We start from the raw sequence: 15,970 nt of genomic DNA on the forward strand, positions 1-15,970 counted from the left end.
CATTAGATTAACACAACCACCAATGGCAAAACCCCAGCCTTTTCAGACTGGGGTTAGGTGAAGATAGGTCGCTGCACAGCGACGTCATCAAAGGCGTCGAAAAGCGCCTAGCGCAGACGCGCTGCCCGATCGAGCTCGTAGTTGGTCACGGAAGCGTTCTCAGGAACGATAGCGAAGATGCGCTTGTCCAGCTGCTCCATCCGGCCACGCAGTGCGAAGCACAGACCAGCCGCAAAATCAACGATGCGCCGCGCATCGGCTTGTGGGATTCCCACCATGTCAAAAACAACAGCGTCGCCGTCGCGGAATGGTTCGCCGATCTCGGCAGCATCATCGAAGGATTCCAGAACAACGCGCACGATGCTAGCGGCGTAGGCGCGCGGAGCTGGCTCGTAGGCACGCGCGGTTGCTTCTGCACTGTAGGCAGGGGTAGCGAACTGATGCTCATCGGCGTAGTACGCCTCGTCCTCGCCCTCGAAAGGTGCCAGACCGAAAAATTCCTTGAACTTGCGAACACTCGACATGTGTTTTTCCTTTGCGGTGATGGTTTCGTGATGTGCAGCGTTTGTGGTTTTTACCGTAACTGGCGCGTGCCTAAAATCGCCGTTCCGACACGCACGATTGTCGATCCACAAGAAATTGCTGTTTCCAAATCCCCAGACATTCCAGCGGAGAATTCCATCGACCTTCCGAAAGCACCTTCCAGCCGCGACCGCACCGCCGCTGCCTGCAAAAACGCCTCGGCAGGGTCCCAGCCTTTCGGTGGCACACACATCACTCCCGACAGCCTCAAATGGGACGATTCTTCCATCGCCGCAGCCAGCTTTTCGACGCCCTCAACCTCAATTCCCCCACGCGTAACATCCCCATCCAAACTGAGCTGAATAAAACAGGGCAACGGTTCGCTTTGACGATCCCCGCGCTCGATTGCAAGCCCCATCGCACGGTCCAAAGCCTGTACCAATTTCAGGGAATCCACTGAATGCACACACGCAGCCCACCTGGCAACAGAATTGGCCTTCTTCGTCTGGATTTGGCCCACCATGTGAATCCGAGCCGCAGGACAACTAGCTGCCTTTTCCCGGGCTTCTTGCTCCCGGTTCTCCGCAACATCGCTGACTCCAAGGCGGATCAATTCAGCTAGATCACTCGCCGGATGAAACTTAGTCACCGGCAATAGTTGCACTTCCCCGGAGGTTCGCCCAACTGCAGCCTCCGCAATGGCAATTCTTTCCCGCACTGCAGCCAGATTGGCCGCTAACTCCGCCGCGCGACTCATAACGCAGGCAACCAGATGACACCCGCTTGCCGCCCCGTAGTGCCTTCCCTTCGATAAGAAAAGAAGCTCTCGTCCGCGATGGTGCAGCGCGGATCGGCGTCGATAGCCGTCACCCCTTGGGACAGCAATTGGCGCACCAGGCCGGCACGCACATCAATGCCCCAAGTTCCCTTAGCCGTGCGAACCCGACTCCCCGGCAACTTGGTCTCAACGTCATCCGCCATAGCTTTGGGAACCTCGTAGTTCTTCCCGGAGGCAGCTGCGCCCATCAACGCATGGATGCGCTGTGGCTGCGCTCCAAGGTCATGCATCGCAGCCAGCGTTTTCAACACGATCCCGTTGCGCGCCCCCATGCGACCCGCATGCACTGCTGCGATGACGCCGGCATGGTCGTCGGAAAGCAACAGCGGCACACAGTCAGCAGTTAGAACCACCAGGGCCAATTCGCGCTGCATCGTCACCACGGCATCGCTCGCCTCGACCGGATCCGCGGATGGTCCTGTTACTACCGTGACGTTGTTGGAGTGAATCTGCTCCATCCACACCAGTCGTTCCTGCGGCAGCTCCAACACACGGGCCAGCCGCGCGCGGTTGGCGGCGACATCAGCTGGGTTATCACCAACATGATCGCCAAGGTTAAAGGACTCATAAGGGGACGCAGAAACCCCGCCCGCACGGTTGGTGAAAACCTTGCGGACGGGGCGGAAATCTTCAGAAAGGGCCATGCGCCCTATGGTACTAGCGCAAGAAGCTTGGGACTCCTAGGTCATCATCGCCGAAGTCATCCCGACGCTCATCCCGGCGGTCATCCCTGCGGTAGTCGCGGGAATCCCGACGCTCATCCCGGCGGTAGTCGCGATCGCGGGAATCGGTGAACATGCCACCGCGCTCCCCTTCGAGACGATGCCGGGCGGCATCTGCACGACGGTCGTAATCGGACTCTTCCCGGGAAGACTCGGCCGCGGACTGCTGCTCGGCAGGAGCCTCATTGAACAAGGTAGAACCTGCTGCAGGTGCCGGAGTAGCGGCTGCCTGTGGCTGCTGTGCGCCTGCCGCAGCGTTGACGTTCGCGGTGTTGTTAGCGGTGCCGTCAAATCCGGCTGCGACAACAGTCACTCGAACTTCGTCGCCGAGGTTATCGTCGATGATGGTGCCGAAGATCAGGTTGACCTCAGGGTCGGCCTGCTGCTGGACCATTTCAGCGGCCTGGTTAACTTCGAGGAGACCCAAATCGGAGCCACCAGCGAAGGACAACAGCACACCCTTGGCACCTTGCATCGTGGATTCGAGCAGTGGCGAGTTGATTGCCTGCTCGGCAGCGGTAAGCGCGCGGTTCTCGCCGCGTGCAGAGCCGATGCCCATGAGAGCGGAGCCAGCATCAGCCATCACGGAGCGTACGTCCGCAAAGTCGACGTTGATCATGCCCGGGGTGGTGATCAGGGAGGTAATACCCTGAACGCCGTTGTAGAGCACCTCATCGGCAGAGCGGAACGCATCCATCATGGACAGCGAGGAATCGCCGAGCTGCAGCAAGCGATCATTCGGGATCACGATGAGAGTGTCACACACCTCGCGGAGCGCATCGATGCCCTCGACAGCCTGCTTGGTGCGACGCTGTCCCTCGAACTTGAACGGCCGGGTAACCACACCAACAGTCAGCGCGCCCTGCTTCTTAGCAATGTTCGCCACTACCGGGGCAGCGCCAGTACCAGTGCCGCCGCCTTCACCTGCGGTGACGAACACCATGTCAGCACCCTTGAGGGTCTCTTCAATTTCAGACTTGTGGTCCTCGGCAGATGCCCGACCGACCTCAGGGTTTGCGCCAGCGCCCAGGCCACGAGTGGCTTCGCGCCCAATGTCTAGCTTCACGTCTGCGTCGGAGAACATCAGCGCCTGAGAGTCAGTATTGATGGCGATGAACTCGACACCCTTCAGACCTTCTTCAATCATGCGATTGACAGCGTTAACGCCACCGCCGCCGACACCGACGACCTTTATAACGGCCAAGTAATTGTTCGGAGAGGTCATGTGCTTCTCGTCTCGCCTTTCGAAGTTTCCGGATGCTCGCGCCAGAGTTGTGTGGTTTAAATGCTTTCGCGCCGGGCTAAGCCGACCTTAAGCGTTTGTGCTTTCCATCTTCTAAGAAACTCGCCAAAAATGTGGGGACATTTCTCTTGGCGTGTCGGTACCCTCAACTAGAGGTTTAGGGTTTTGACGTGCTCTTTCTTCCCGATCAGGGAAGGACGGTGACCATCCCTGGCGCGCTGACATTCCAGCGCGCGCCCTCCCGCTGAATCACCGTAGAGGTTGCCTTAGCTTTGTCATGCGCCTGCTCGGTGGAGCCCCAGTAGACTTCCTTGCCACCTGCAAAATGCAGGCGAAGTTCGAAGCGGTTCGGAGCGTCCACGCGTTCTAGTTTCTCGCGCGCCCCCGGGTCCAAGGCGGTGATCGCCGTGGCGACGTCAGCAAACAACACCGGGTCATCCTCTTTGGTGCCGGTTACTTCCGTACAGCCCAGTGGCGGCGTCTCAATAACGAAAGGCCGACCCGTTGCGTCGAAAAGATGCTCCCCGTCACTGCGACGCGCAAACATCAGCGCCTGACGCTCCTCCACTGTCACCTTGACGGTGTCCGGCATCGCCCGATCGACGGACACCTTGGCAATCCAGGGCAGCTGCGCCACATTGTGAGCCGCAGTAGTGGTGTTTACCCGAATCAATGGCGTGCCAAGGGCAACGCTGCTCGCGGCGTCGATTTCCTCTACTGCGGTGTGACTGTTGCCGCTCACCTCAATCTTTGCCACTTGAAACAAAGGCAGAAACAGCGCTGCGACGACGGCAAGCGCCGCCACCAAGATCACTCCAAGGCCAATTCCCAGGCCCAACTTGCGGGACTTCTTCATCTAGGCCAGCTCATTCAGGATCGCTTGCGCCGCCATAGTCACGCTCCCGGCCCCCATAGTCAAGATCAAATCATCCGGGCGCGCAATCTCACGTACTACCGTGGCAACCCGATCAAACTCCGGCACATAATGCACCGGCTTGGTCACCTTTTCTGCGATGAGCTGACCGCTCACACCTGCTACTGGCTGCTCTCGAGCACCATAAATGTCCAGCACCACAACCTCATCCGCCAAGGAAAGTGCGGCGGCAAATTCTTCCGCGAACTCGATGGTGCGCGAGTAGAGGTGTGGCTGGAACGCCACCAGCACGCGCCCAGCGCCCTCCGCAGCTACCTTCTGCTGGGAAGCCTCCAACACTGCAGCAACCTCAGTGGGGTGATGAGCATAATCATCAAACACGCGGACTCCGGCAAACTCACCCGCAGTAATGGTGCCGCGGTGCTCGAAGCGACGACGCACTCCGGTAAATTCCGTCAGCCCAGCGGCGAGCTTTTCGGCATCGCCCCCGACCAGGATCCCAGATATCAAAGCGGCCGCCGCATTAAGTGCCATATGCGCACCCGGAATATGCAGATCAACGTCCAGATCCTGGCCCGCCACACGCATTCGCACTGCGGATCCAAAGTCAGTGGCCGCTAGGTTGGTGATCTCCACCCCCACCGGCACCTCGGGATAGTTCGCGACAGCCTCGCTCGTGCCATAGCCGAGCACTGCGATGCCCCGCTGCATCGTCCGCACAGCCAGCGCGGCGGCGTGGGGATCATTGAGACAGGCAACTAAGGTTCCGCCAGCGGGAATGCGATCTGCAAAGTCATCAAATACCTGGAAGTAGGCCTCGTGGGTCTTAAAGAAGTCCAAGTGATCTGGCTCGATGTTGGTCACTACGGCAACATAGGGCTCATAGCGCAGCAGCGACGCATCCGACTCGTCGGCTTCTGCCACAAAGGCATCTCCGGTGCCATGATGCGCGTTGGTGCCCGCCTTGCTGAGCTGGCCACCGATAGCAAAGCTAGGATCCAGGCCTGCCGCCTGCATTGCGACGACGGTCATCGAGGTAGTGGAGGTTTTGCCGTGCGTGCCGGCCAGCAATACTTGCTTGTACCCAGTCATGAGCTCTGCCAGCAGATCAGAACGCCGAATTACCGGAATTCCGGCCTCCCGCGCACCTGCTAACTCAGGGTTATCCTGCGGAATCGCCGCAAAGGACGTCACCACCACCGTCGGCAGCTCACCCGAAAGCTCAAGGTTCTCGGCAGCGTGGCCAATCGCAACCTTGGCCCCCGCCGAAGTAAGAGCCAAAATGATTCGGGAATCCTTGGCATCGGATCCGGTAACCGTCATCCCGCGATCCAATAGGATACGGGCCAAACCGGACATGCCAGCGCCACCGATGCCGATGAGGTGGACTCGAGAAAGGTCAATGGGGGCGTTCACGGTGCTTGAGAATCCAATCTAACTAAGAGTGATAACTACTTTTTGTTAGCAGCAACATCAGCAACGATGCCTGCCACTTCTGTTGCTGCCTGCCCAAATCCGGTGGATTGCGCAGCGCGGATCATGTGAGAGCGAAGATCGTCGTCGCGAAGCAACGCGATGACGCTTTCCGCCAGCTTCTCGCCGGTGAGCTCAGCGTCGTCGATAAGCTGCGCTCCCCCAGCCTCCACCACCGGCATCGCGTTGAGCGCCTGCTCACCGTTGCCGTGTGGCAGAGGCACATACAAAGCCGGGATTTCCGCCGCGGTAACCTCAGCCACGGTCATCGCACCAGCACGACTGACCACGAGGTCAGCCACAGCGTAGGCCAAATCCATCGTGTCGATATATGGCACCGGGACGTAACCCGGGAAGCTCTCCGGGGCACTGTTCTTTTTGCCATAAGCATGGAGGATCTGGAATCCGGCCGCAACGATTTCTGGAGCAGCCGTCAGCAGCGCCTGGTTGATTGAACGTGCACCCTGCGAACCGCCAGTGACAAGCAAAGTCTTCTTGCTGGAGTCAAGCCCCCACTTCGCGAATCCGGCTGCGCGCTTTTCCCAGGAGGCTTTCTCTGTGAGGGAGGCTTGGATCGGCACACCGACTACCTTGCCCTTCATGCCAGAGTTAGCTACCGCATTCAGGCCGGTACCTCCCAGCCAGACACCGAGCTTGTTAGCCAGACCTGCACGAGCATTGGCCTCGTGGATGACAAAAGGAATCTTGTTTAGCTTGGCCGCCAGGTAGGCAGGTGCGGAAACATAGCCGCCGAATCCCACCACTACGTCGGCTTCGGCTTGGCGCAGGATCTCCCGGGTTTGCTTTACCGCACGCAGCACGCGGAACGGCAGTTTGACCAGGGCGATACCAGGTTTACGTGGCACGGGCACTGGGTCAATAAGCTCCAGCTGGAAGCCACGCGCAGGGACAAGCTCACGCTCGAGGCCTTTAGCAGTACCCAGGGTGACCACCCTGGCATCATGCTCGGTGACGAGTGCGTCTGCGACGGCAAGCGCAGGCTCAATATGACCGGCGGTGCCACCGCCGGCAACAACTACTGACAATCCTGACTTGGCCATAGCTATCCTTTCCTCTTCCGAACAGGGCGCTGCTGATTCTTAGGCTGTGCCACTCGCGAACCCTCCTGTCGGAGCGGTGCCTGCCGCACCCCATCGCCACGCTGAGTGCGGGTCTCCTGACGCCGACTTTGCCTGCGTTGTTCGCTTCTGGAGTCGACGCTACCACCGCGCACTCCACGTGGCTCGAGGTCACGATCACTGACTCGACGCGTCACCGGTTCCCGGCGCGGAGCTTCTTTGCTCTTAGCCCGAGTGGAACTATCTCCCGCACCGATTTCCACATCCCGGATTTTCGGCTCCTTCAGACGCAACAGCTGATCCACCAACGGCCGACCATAGTTTTGCATCGCCGAAATCGCTTCCGGCTCGTGGCGTGCACAGCTCGCTAGCAACCCCATGGAACCGAGGGTGATGATCGCCGAAGTACCTCCGGCAGAAAGCATCGGCAGCTGAATGCCGGTGACCGGGACGAGCCCAATTACATAAGAAATGTTAATGAATGCCTGCGCCACCACGCTGGCCGTCAGCGAGGCTGCCAGCAGGCTCATGAATTTGTTGTGGGAGTTCATCGCGCAACGGATGCCATAGAAACCGAGCAGCAGAAACGCCAGGATGACCAGCGCGCCGCCCCACAGCCCGATTTCCTCACCGATAATCGCGAAAATGAAGTCGTTCTTCGCTTCCGGCAAGTAGAACCATTTTGCGCGCGACTGCCCCAGACCAACACCAAACGCTGACCCGTCCGCTAGGGAGAGAAAGCCTTGGTAAGACTGGAAAGAATTGGAATGGGTATCTTCAAAACGCCCGAACAAGGCATCGAAGTACACGGTGAAACGCTGGGAACGGAAACCGCCTCCCATCATCAGGGCGACGGCGCCGAGCGCTGCCAATCCGCCTGCGGCAACTAGGTAACGCCAGTCGATGCCAGCGAAAAACACTACGATGCCCACCATCATGAAGAAGGTCAACGCCATACCAGCATCGCCCTCAGCGGCGATGAGCAACACCATGAGTGCAGCTACACCGGTAAACAGCATGAATCGCCGGTTCGCAGAGACTTGTTCATCCGGAACTCCGAGGAACGCCGCACCCCAAATCGCGATCGCTACCTTGGCGAACTCGGAGGGCTGCAAGCGCAACGGCCCCAGCACGATCCAGGACTGCGATCCCACTTCCTCGCGACCGGTACCGATGCCTGGAATGAGCACTGCGACCAACAAAATGACTGCGATGAGCATCAACCACGGCGCTATCCGACGCACGGAAGCAGGCTTGATACGCATAGCCGCCCACATGACGAACAAACCAATAATGACCATGAGAACCTGGCGGATCGCGGTATCCCACACCGAGCTACCATCGACAACCGACCAGGTCATAGAAGAGCTGAACACCATGATCACTCCCAGCCCCGTAAGGAAAGCTACGGAGATCATGATCATGGTGTAGTTGGCCAAGGGCCGGGCATTCAAGTCCGCCACGATGCCTGTGATCTTCTGCCATAGGCCCTGGCGGGGGTTCACGTTCGTCGCGGTCATGGGCTCACTCCTTCTCGCTTGGCTTGCTCAAGGCTTGGGCTGCGGCGGCGAACATGTCTCCGCGTTGCCCCATTCCGCTGTACATGTCCAGTGAGGCAGCCGCTGGCGCTAGTAACACAGCATCGCCGGCAGCCATCACCGTGGCCGCGGCTGCTACTGCTTGCTCCATCGCTGCTGCGGGCTCCGCGGTATCGATCAGCGTGATCGATAAGTCTGGGCGGACGGCAGTGAGGGCGTCGGCAAGCACTCGCCTATCGACGCCCAGCAGCACCGCATGCTTGATGCGAGCCGCATGCTTGGTCACCAATTCGCTGACATCAGCGTCTTTGAGTTGTCCGCCAGCTACCCACACAATGCTCTCCAGCCCACGCATCGCGGTGTCCGCGGCGTGCGGATTGGTCGCCTTCGAGTTGTCGATGAAGGTAACTCCCGCCATCTCATGGACCACTTGACCACGATGCCCAGATACCTCAAAACCGGCCAGTGCCTGTGCGATAGCCTCTCCGGACACGCCGAGCGCCCGAGCGATACCGGCTGCTGCCAAGGCGTCGAGTTGCCCGGCAGGACCTGCAGGAGAGATCTCTGTGGCAGGGGCCAAAACCTCACGGGAGCTGAAAGCACAATCCACCAGCTTGTCTGCTGCAACACCGAGCTGTTCTGTCTCGGGCTCGGCCAAGGTGAATCCGACAGTGCGGACGTCGGCAAGCTGCCGCGAAGCCCTCAGAAGCGCGACCTGTTCCAGGACCGCCGCATCATCCGCGCCAAAAATGGCAACTTCAGAGAGCAAGACTTTAGCTTTCGCGGCCGCGTACTCGAGGAAAGATCCATGCCAATCAATATGGTCGTCGGCAATATTCAACAGGCACCCGACGGCCGGACGCAGCGTGTCAGACCAGTGGAGTTGAAAACTGGAAAGTTCCGCAACCAAGACGTCGATACGATCGGTGGCTTGTAGAGCATCTCCGATGGCGACGCCAATATTGCCGACGGACGCAGCTTTGATACCACCTGCCTGCAGCATCGCAGTGGTCATCGCAGTCGTAGTGGTTTTCCCGTTGGTCCCGGTAATAGCAACCCAGGTATGTGGCTCCCCGAATGCCCCTGCTTGATCTAAGCGCCACGCTAGCTCAACATCGCCGATCACCGGGATGTTCGCCTCGCCAGCAGCTACCAGCAGCGGGGTCCGCGGGTTCCACCCTGGCGAAGTGACGATCATGGAAAAATCATGCAGCCGCGTCCTCACATCAGCAACGCTGAGGTGGGACACCCCCAGCGCCTCTGCAATGCGCAGCCGGGCGGTTTCATTGTCATCGGCGACGCTAACGTTCACACCCAGCTGAACCAGCATCCGGGCACAGCCCACGCCGGAAACACCGGCGCCGGCAACCAAGACTTCACCGCTGAGATCTGGAGGAAGCTGGAAAGTGGTCATGGGTTAGACTCCTGCCGCAGACAGCCAGTCGCTGTAGAAGATCGCCAGGCCTGCCATGCAAGCCATCGCGGTCAGCAACCAGAAACGGATAACGACGGTCGTTTCGGCCCAGCCGCCGTTTTCAAAGTGATGGTGGAACGGCGCCATTCGGAAGAAGCGCGTACCGCGCGTACGGAACACCGCTACCTGGATAACCACCGAGGCTGCCTCAATGACGAAGAGTGCACCGATGATCACCATGAGCAACTCCGTGCGGGAGGCCACAGACAGGCCTGCTACCAGACCGCCCAGTGCCAAGGAACCGGTATCACCCATGAAGATCTTGGCTGGTGCGGCATTCCACCACAGGAAACCGGCACACGCGCCAAGTCCAGCAGCGGACAGTACGGCCAAGTCGAGCGGATCCCGCACTGCGAAGCACCCTGGCTCCACGGTGACATCACAAGAGTTCCGGAACTGCCAGAACGTGATGATGGTGTAAGACCCCATCACCATCGCGGTGGTTCCAGCGGCCAAACCATCAAGGCCATCAGTGAGGTTCACTGCGTTGGACCAAGCGGAAATCAGCACATAGATGAAAAGCAGGAACACGATGGTGCCCAAGATTCCGCCACCCAAAGCGATATCGAAGGTGTCAATATCACGCAGGAAAGACAGGTGGCTGGACCCCGGGGTAAGCCCATGGTCGTCTGGGAATTGCAAGATGGCATAGCCAAAAAGCAGGGATACGGCCAACTGGCCGATGAGCTTCGCTTTCTTGTTCAGGCCCAGGTTTCGCCCCATCGCGAGTTTGATGTAGTCATCAGCAAAACCCAATCCTCCCAATGCCAGCATCAGGGAGAGCACCAACAAACCGGTGGCGGTGAATGCTTGCATGCCGGTAGCTAACGCATAAAAGTTCGCAGCCAGATATGCCAAGACGATGCCGCTCAGGATGGCGATGCCACCCATGGTTGGGGTGCCGCGCTTGCGCATATGCGAACGTGGCCCGTCTTCCCGGATTTCTTGCCCCAAGCCCTCGGCGCTGAAATAGCGGATCAACAACGGAGTCATGAAAATGGCAACGAGAAAGCTCACTGCTCCGCTAATAATGATCTGAGTCACAATAGTCTACTTATCCTCATCTTTGCGCGAGCGACTAGTTCGCTGCGCCGCTATTCTTAGCAAGCTGATCGGCTGCACTTTGTCCCAACAATCCCTCTGCAACGCGCCACAATCTGGCGGAATTTGAGGCCTTAACCAGGACAACATCCCCTGGTCTCAGCTCGCGGTCCACAACGTTGATTGCGGCGTCGGCAGAATCGACGGTCATGGTAGTTATACCCCGTTGCTCTGCCGAAGTGGCTAAGGCATGGCTGTTGACGTCACCGCCAACAACAACAAGCCGGTCTACCTGCATCTTCACCAAGACCTCAGCCAACGCTTCGTGTTCGGTGATGGCGTTGTCCCCGAGCTCACCCATTTGCCCTAAGATTGCCCAGCTGTGGACGTCGTTACGCCCATGCGCGGTGTAGGAAAGCGCCGCGATCCCAGCCCGCATCGAGTCTGGGTTGGCGTTGTAGGAATCGTTGATGATGGTCACGCCATCCGCGCGGGTCTGTACATCCATGCGGTTCGCAGAAGCAGTGTGGTGCGATGACAGCGCCGCGGCCACCTGCTGAGCGCTCAGCCCGGCTGCGATACCAACGGCCGCAGCCGCTAGTGCGTTAGACACCTGGTGCTCACCAAAGACTTGCAGGCTTACCGGATACGCTTGCGTTGTTCCTGCGACGTGGAGGTTGAAGCTCGCTCGTGCGACTTCATCCAGGCGGATGTCGGTAGCGTAATAGTCCGCAGGCTCGCGGACCGAGGTGTACACCACGCGTGCCGACGTCCGCCGTGCCATCGCTTTGACAAAGCTATCGTCCGCATTCAACACAGCCAGGCCATCAGCCGGCAAAGACTCGATGAGCTCTCCCTTAGCCTGGGCGATGTTTTCCCGACTGCCGAACTCACCCAAGTGGGCGGTTCCTACATTCAAAACCACGCCGATGCGAGGCGGAGCGATCTCCGCCAAGCGAGCAATGTGGCCGATACCGCGGGCAGACATTTCCGCTACCAAGAATCGCGTTTCTTCATCGCAGCGCAGTGCAGTGTAGGGGTGCCCGATTTCATTATTGAAAGATCCAGGGGGCGCCACCGTTGCGCCAGCGTTGCCGAGCACAGTAGCCATCAGGTCTTTCGTAGACGTCTTGCCAGCAGATCCTGTCACACCGACAACCGTCAAGCCACTGTCCGCTGCGCAGCGCTCGATCACGAACCGGGCCAGCCGGCCGAGAGCGGCCAGTACGGCTGCCATAGCTTCGGCTTTTTCCCCAGCCATGGCAAAGGCATCCGCATTCGAGGTGGGAACCTCAGTGCTAGGAACGACGATTGCCGGCACTCCAACATCCCGGGCGGCTAATACGGCTACTGCGCCTGCCTGGATTGCCTGTTCAGCAAAGTCATGACCATCTACCCGCTGGCCTGGCAGCGCTACGAACAAGGAGCCGGGCTGCAGTTTGCGCGAATCGAATTCCACGCTTGAAGTCACTTGGGTAGCTTGGTCGGCGCCGCCGCTGAGGGTCCCTCCGACCGCATCAGCGATCTGTGCGAGGGTGAGGTTGATCATTTCTTAGCTCCCGTTTCGTTCCGCGCGAGCTCGAAGCGCCTCACGCACATGCTCTCGGTCATCGAATGGATGGTTAACCTCTCCCACCAACTGACCATTTTCATGCCCTTTACCGGCAACGATAATCGCATCGCCTTCTTGTGCCCACTCGACAGCGGCAATAATAGCCTCTCCCCGATCGCCGATTTCGATGACGCTCGGGTTATGTGCTGCCGTGGCCAGTGCGTTATGTGCGCCCTCCAGGACAGCGGCGCGAATAGTGGCGGGATCTTCCGAGCGTGGATTGTCATCCGTGACCACCACATAGTCTGCAATGCCTACCGCAGCAGAACCCATAATGGGCCGCTTGGTGGCGTCTCTGTCGCCGCCGGCACCGAGTACCACTGCAACTCGTCCCTGCACTTGCGTCTTAACGCTCTCGAGCACAGCACTGACAGCAGCTGGCTTATGGGCGTAGTCCACGACTGCGAGGAAGTTCTGGCCCTCATCTATCCGCTCCATGCGACCCGGCACACCGACCTCGGCAATACCAGCGATGAAAGCTGCAATGTCAGACTCGACCTGATGGGCAATAGCAATCGCGAGCGTTGCATTGGCCACGTTGAACTGCCCCGGCAGCGCAAGCTGTACCTGATGATCGCGACCTGCGCAGGAGACGGTGAATTCCTGGATTCCAGCTGGGCTAGTAACTACGTCGCCAGCACACACATCTGCCGCTCCCCCCTGGGAGCTCACGGTGACGGCTTCACCGGCGACCTCGACCATCCGGGCACCCCACTCATCATCGACCATGATGACCGCTCGCTCAGCGCGCGCAGGAGAACCAGCGCGGAAAAAGCCAGCTTTCGCCTCGAAATATTCTTCCATTGTGTTGTGGAAGTCTAGGTGGTCTTGAGAAAGATTTGTAAAACCACCTACGGCGAACTTAGTGCCGGTGATTCGGCCCAGGGAGATCGCATGGCTGGACACTTCCATCACCACATGCGTGCACCCTTCGGAAAGCATCATGGCGAAGAGTTCCTGCAGCTTGGGAGCCTCGGGAGTAGTCAGCTTCGAGGGCACTGCGACACCGTTAATTCGGGTTCCCGTAGTACCGATAATGCCGACCTTATGTCCCAGCGCCATCAGCCCGGCTTCCAAGAGATAAGTAGTGGTGGTCTTTCCGGAAGTTCCCGTCACGCCGAGAACAGTCATGTCCTCCGAGGGGTGCCCGTAGACCGCCGCGCTCACCGGACCGAGTATCGACCGCACATCTGCCACGCTAATGACGGGCCGGGTCTCTCCACTATCTTGCAGAATTTTTAGACCGTCTTCGTCGGTGAGGATCGCAGCAGCCGGAGTGCCGGCAGCATACTTAGCTCCATGGGCGTGCAGTCCCGGCAGCGCTGCGAACAGGGAGCCGGCTTTAAGCTCACTGGAGTTCAGCGTGATGTGGTCGAAGACGAGATCAGCCACGTCGCCGCCGTTGAGGCGCCCGCCGCTCAGTGCGAGCACTTCATTAATTGTGACAGTCACGTTCCTCATTCTCCTTATTGTTTTTGTTCTGTATCTAATTATTGAGTCTGTCAGTGCGCCTGCAGAATGAGCTGGCCCTCGGCTGGCCGGGAAAGCGGCACGTTGTCGCGGTTGAGTAGCCAGGATCCGATGTCGTGGAACAACGGAGCTGCGCTTTGTCCGCCGTCGCTATGCACGCCACGTTCCGGCTCATCCAGCATGATGCCAACCACGAAGCGCGGGTCATCAGCCGGGGCAATGCCAGCGAAAGTGATCCAATACTTGCTATTGGAATAGGACTGGGTGACGGGATCTACCTTCTGGGCGGTACCAGTTTTGCCGGAGACCTGGTAGCCGTCGATAGCTGCACCTGGGCCGGTGCCCATTTGCACTCCGGTGGGATCCTTCTGGGTGACAGAACGGAACATGTCTGTGACCACCTTGGCGGTGTTTTCACTGACTACGCGAGTGCGCGCCGGCTCTGGCTGTTGCTGCACCGTGCCATCTGGATTGGTGATCTTCTTAACGATGCGTGGCTCGATACGCTCGCCACCGTTAGCCATCGTTTGGTAGATGCTAGTCATTTGCAACAGGGTCATGGACATGCCCTGGCCGATCGGCAAGTTAGCGAAAGTACCGCCGGACCATTGGGAGCGGTCCGGAACTAGTCCCTCAGATTCGCTAGGCAGCTCGACGCCAGTGACACGTCCGAGCCCAAACTTCTCCAGATACTCCGCATAGCGATCCTCACCAACCCGTTCGGCCAGCATCAGGGTGCCAACGTTGGAGGACTTACCAAAGATTCCTGTGGTGGTGTACTGTGCGTCGCCGTGCTCCCAGGCATCGCGGACCGTCACACCAGACATGTGGATGGAGCCGGGAACGGTGAGTACCTCGTCCGGTGTGGTCACGCCGCCCTCAATCGCTGCGGCAGCCGTGATGATCTTAGCCACGGAGCCCGGCTCGAATGGGTGCGTGACAGCCGGGTTGTCAAAACTCCGGCCCTTTTCAACCTGCTTTTCGATGTCCCCGTTCGGGTCTATGGTGTCCGAGTTAGCCATCGCCAGAACTTGGCCGGTTTTCACATCCAGCACCACGGCTGAAGCTTCCTTAGCCTTGGAATTCACCTTGGCTTGTTCCACCTGCTGCTGCACATAAGTCTGCAAGTCCAGGTCGAGGGTAAGCTCGACTTCCGCGCCGTCCGTAGCCGGAATGTGATCGCGGGAGGTACCTGGGATGGATTGGCCATCCGCGGACACATCCTGCGTCAACCGTCCATCGAGCCCAGCAAGCATCGCATCTGAGCTTGCTTCGAGCCCGAACTGGCCTTCGCCGTCCATGGAGATCTTGCCGACCACGTTTTCTCCGACTGCCCCATTCGGGTACTGCCGGATGTCTTGGTGGTCCGCAGCCACGCCTTTGAACTTCTGGGCGATGTCTGCGGCAACATCGGGATCCACGTTGCGAACCAAAACCTCGTAGTGGCTGTCCGCGCGGATCTTCCGCTTAATGTCATCGCCGTTAACTTTGTTTGTGGAGCCTCCGGATTCCGAAATGATCTTCGGGATCTCGGTAGCCATCCGCTCAATTTCCTCATCGAGCTTTTGTTCCAGTACGCCGTCGAGTTGCTCCTCGGGAATCGCGGACAATTGCCCTTCGGTAGCAAGCCGCTGTCGAGCGCGTTCTTTGATCTCATCGCGGAGTCGATCTGGTGAGACCGTCAGGGACCGTGCCTGCATGGTGTACGCCAGCAGATTGCCCTCATGATCGGTGATTGCGCCGCGACGAGCAGGGTCAACGTACACGCGGGTGCGCTGTTCCTCCGCTTTGGCCTGAAACTCTGGGCCCCACACGATCTGTACCCAGCCGAGGCGCGCCACGAGCAGGCCTGCTACGACGACGGCAACGCCGCGGGCAAACTTGAGCCTGCGGTTAGGGTCACGCTTGTTGGTGCCATCGGCGGCGCCCAGCCGCATGGAAGGGCCCGGCGCTTCTCGACGCCCATAATCGTCATCCCATGTTGGAGCTGCGCTGTCGCGGCGGGCATCAGCGTCAAATCGGTCTGAAGACAAGTCGCGAGACGAATATCCCCTCCCCGATGGGGAGGAGGGACGCGAATGTGA

At 59.1% G+C, this 15,970-nt stretch carries 13 protein-coding genes; all 13 read right to left on the reverse strand.

Translation table 11 applies throughout. The features are described from left to right. Positions 1-107 precede the first annotated feature (107 nt). Positions 108-524 (reverse strand): cell division protein SepF, encoded by a 417-nt coding sequence (locus WG936_RS10350; RefSeq protein ID WP_339565166.1) that lies wholly within the window; start codon positions 522-524, stop codon positions 108-110. Positions 525-574: 50 nt separating this feature from the next. After that, entirely contained in the window at positions 575-1,279 is a 705-nt protein-coding gene (locus tag WG936_RS10355; protein WP_339572872.1) for a YggS family pyridoxal phosphate-dependent enzyme, read from the reverse strand. Continuing rightward, entirely contained in the window at positions 1,276-2,004 is a 729-nt protein-coding gene (gene pgeF, locus WG936_RS10360; RefSeq protein WP_339572873.1) for a peptidoglycan editing factor PgeF, read from the reverse strand. Before pgeF ends, WG936_RS10355 begins: the two co-directional genes overlap by 4 nt. A 13-nt stretch (positions 2,005-2,017) precedes the next feature. Continuing rightward, positions 2,018-3,307 (reverse strand): cell division protein FtsZ, encoded by a 1,290-nt coding sequence (gene ftsZ, locus WG936_RS10365; RefSeq protein ID WP_339565169.1) that lies wholly within the window; start codon positions 3,305-3,307, stop codon positions 2,018-2,020. Between the two features lie 205 nt (positions 3,308-3,512). Then, on the reverse strand, positions 3,513-4,181 hold the full coding sequence (locus WG936_RS10370) for a cell division protein FtsQ/DivIB (RefSeq protein WP_339572874.1): 669 nt from the start codon (positions 4,179-4,181) through the stop codon (positions 3,513-3,515). Then, complete coding sequence (gene murC, locus WG936_RS10375; protein ID WP_445227821.1) at positions 4,182-5,558, reverse strand: UDP-N-acetylmuramate--L-alanine ligase; 1,377 nt, start codon at positions 5,556-5,558, stop codon at positions 4,182-4,184. It abuts the gene before it with no gap. 92 nt (positions 5,559-5,650) lie between these two features. After that, positions 5,651-6,739, reverse strand: coding sequence for an undecaprenyldiphospho-muramoylpentapeptide beta-N-acetylglucosaminyltransferase (gene murG, locus WG936_RS10380; protein WP_445227959.1), 1,089 nt, complete (start codon positions 6,737-6,739; stop codon positions 5,651-5,653). After that, positions 6,736-8,271, reverse strand: a complete 1,536-nt coding sequence (locus tag WG936_RS10385; protein ID WP_339572876.1) for an FtsW/RodA/SpoVE family cell cycle protein — start codon at positions 8,269-8,271, stop codon at positions 6,736-6,738. The genes murG and WG936_RS10385 overlap by 4 nt, the downstream gene beginning before the upstream one ends. Before the next feature lie 4 nt (positions 8,272-8,275). Beyond that, entirely contained in the window at positions 8,276-9,703 is a 1,428-nt protein-coding gene (murD, locus tag WG936_RS10390; RefSeq protein WP_339572877.1) for a UDP-N-acetylmuramoyl-L-alanine--D-glutamate ligase, read from the reverse strand. A gap of 3 nt (positions 9,704-9,706) precedes the next feature. After that, on the reverse strand, positions 9,707-10,807 hold the full coding sequence (gene mraY / locus WG936_RS10395) for a phospho-N-acetylmuramoyl-pentapeptide-transferase (protein ID WP_339565174.1): 1,101 nt from the start codon (positions 10,805-10,807) through the stop codon (positions 9,707-9,709). A gap of 34 nt (positions 10,808-10,841) precedes the next feature. Next, positions 10,842-12,353, reverse strand: coding sequence for a UDP-N-acetylmuramoyl-tripeptide--D-alanyl-D-alanine ligase (locus WG936_RS10400; protein WP_339565175.1), 1,512 nt, complete (start codon positions 12,351-12,353; stop codon positions 10,842-10,844). A 3-nt stretch (positions 12,354-12,356) separates the two neighbouring features. Beyond that, positions 12,357-13,877, reverse strand: coding sequence for a UDP-N-acetylmuramoyl-L-alanyl-D-glutamate--2,6-diaminopimelate ligase (locus WG936_RS10405; protein WP_445227958.1), 1,521 nt, complete (start codon positions 13,875-13,877; stop codon positions 12,357-12,359). Positions 13,878-13,918: 41 nt separating this feature from the next. Beyond that, a complete protein-coding gene (locus tag WG936_RS10410) occupies positions 13,919-15,823 on the reverse strand; it encodes a peptidoglycan D,D-transpeptidase FtsI family protein (RefSeq protein ID WP_339572892.1) in 1,905 nt (634 codons plus the stop codon). Positions 15,824-15,970 lie beyond the last annotated feature (147 nt).

Origin of the sequence: Corynebacterium sp. H127, assembly GCF_037482665.1 — a bacterium.
GTDB lineage: Bacteria > Actinomycetota > Actinomycetes > Mycobacteriales > Mycobacteriaceae > Corynebacterium.

What these genes read in the sequence shown, in the direction of transcription:
- WG936_RS10350 (WP_339565166.1), bottom strand. Translation starts at nt 524, where the DNA reads ATGTCGAGTGTTCGCAAGTTCAAGGAATTTTTCGGTCTGGCACCTTTC.
- WG936_RS10355 (WP_339572872.1), bottom strand. Translation starts at nt 1,279, where the DNA reads ATGAGTCGCGCGGCGGAGTTAGCGGCCAATCTGGCTGCAGTGCGGGAA.
- pgeF (WP_339572873.1), bottom strand. Translation starts at nt 2,004, where the DNA reads ATGGCCCTTTCTGAAGATTTCCGCCCCGTCCGCAAGGTTTTCACCAAC.
- ftsZ (WP_339565169.1), bottom strand. Translation starts at nt 3,307, where the DNA reads ATGACCTCTCCGAACAATTACTTGGCCGTTATAAAGGTCGTCGGTGTC.
- WG936_RS10370 (WP_339572874.1), bottom strand. Translation starts at nt 4,181, where the DNA reads ATGAAGAAGTCCCGCAAGTTGGGCCTGGGAATTGGCCTTGGAGTGATC.
- murC (WP_445227821.1), bottom strand. Translation starts at nt 5,558, where the DNA reads ATGTCCGGTTTGGCCCGTATCCTATTGGATCGCGGGATGACGGTTACC.
- WG936_RS10385 (WP_339572876.1), bottom strand. Translation starts at nt 8,271, where the DNA reads ATGACCGCGACGAACGTGAACCCCCGCCAGGGCCTATGGCAGAAGATC.
- murD (WP_339572877.1), bottom strand. Translation starts at nt 9,703, where the DNA reads ATGACCACTTTCCAGCTTCCTCCAGATCTCAGCGGTGAAGTCTTGGTT.
- WG936_RS10400 (WP_339565175.1), bottom strand. Translation starts at nt 12,353, where the DNA reads ATGATCAACCTCACCCTCGCACAGATCGCTGATGCGGTCGGAGGGACC.
- WG936_RS10405 (WP_445227958.1), bottom strand. Translation starts at nt 13,877, where the DNA reads ATGAGGAACGTGACTGTCACAATTAATGAAGTGCTCGCACTGAGCGGC.
- WG936_RS10410 (WP_339572892.1), bottom strand. Translation starts at nt 15,823, where the DNA reads ATGCGGCTGGGCGCCGCCGATGGCACCAACAAGCGTGACCCTAACCGC.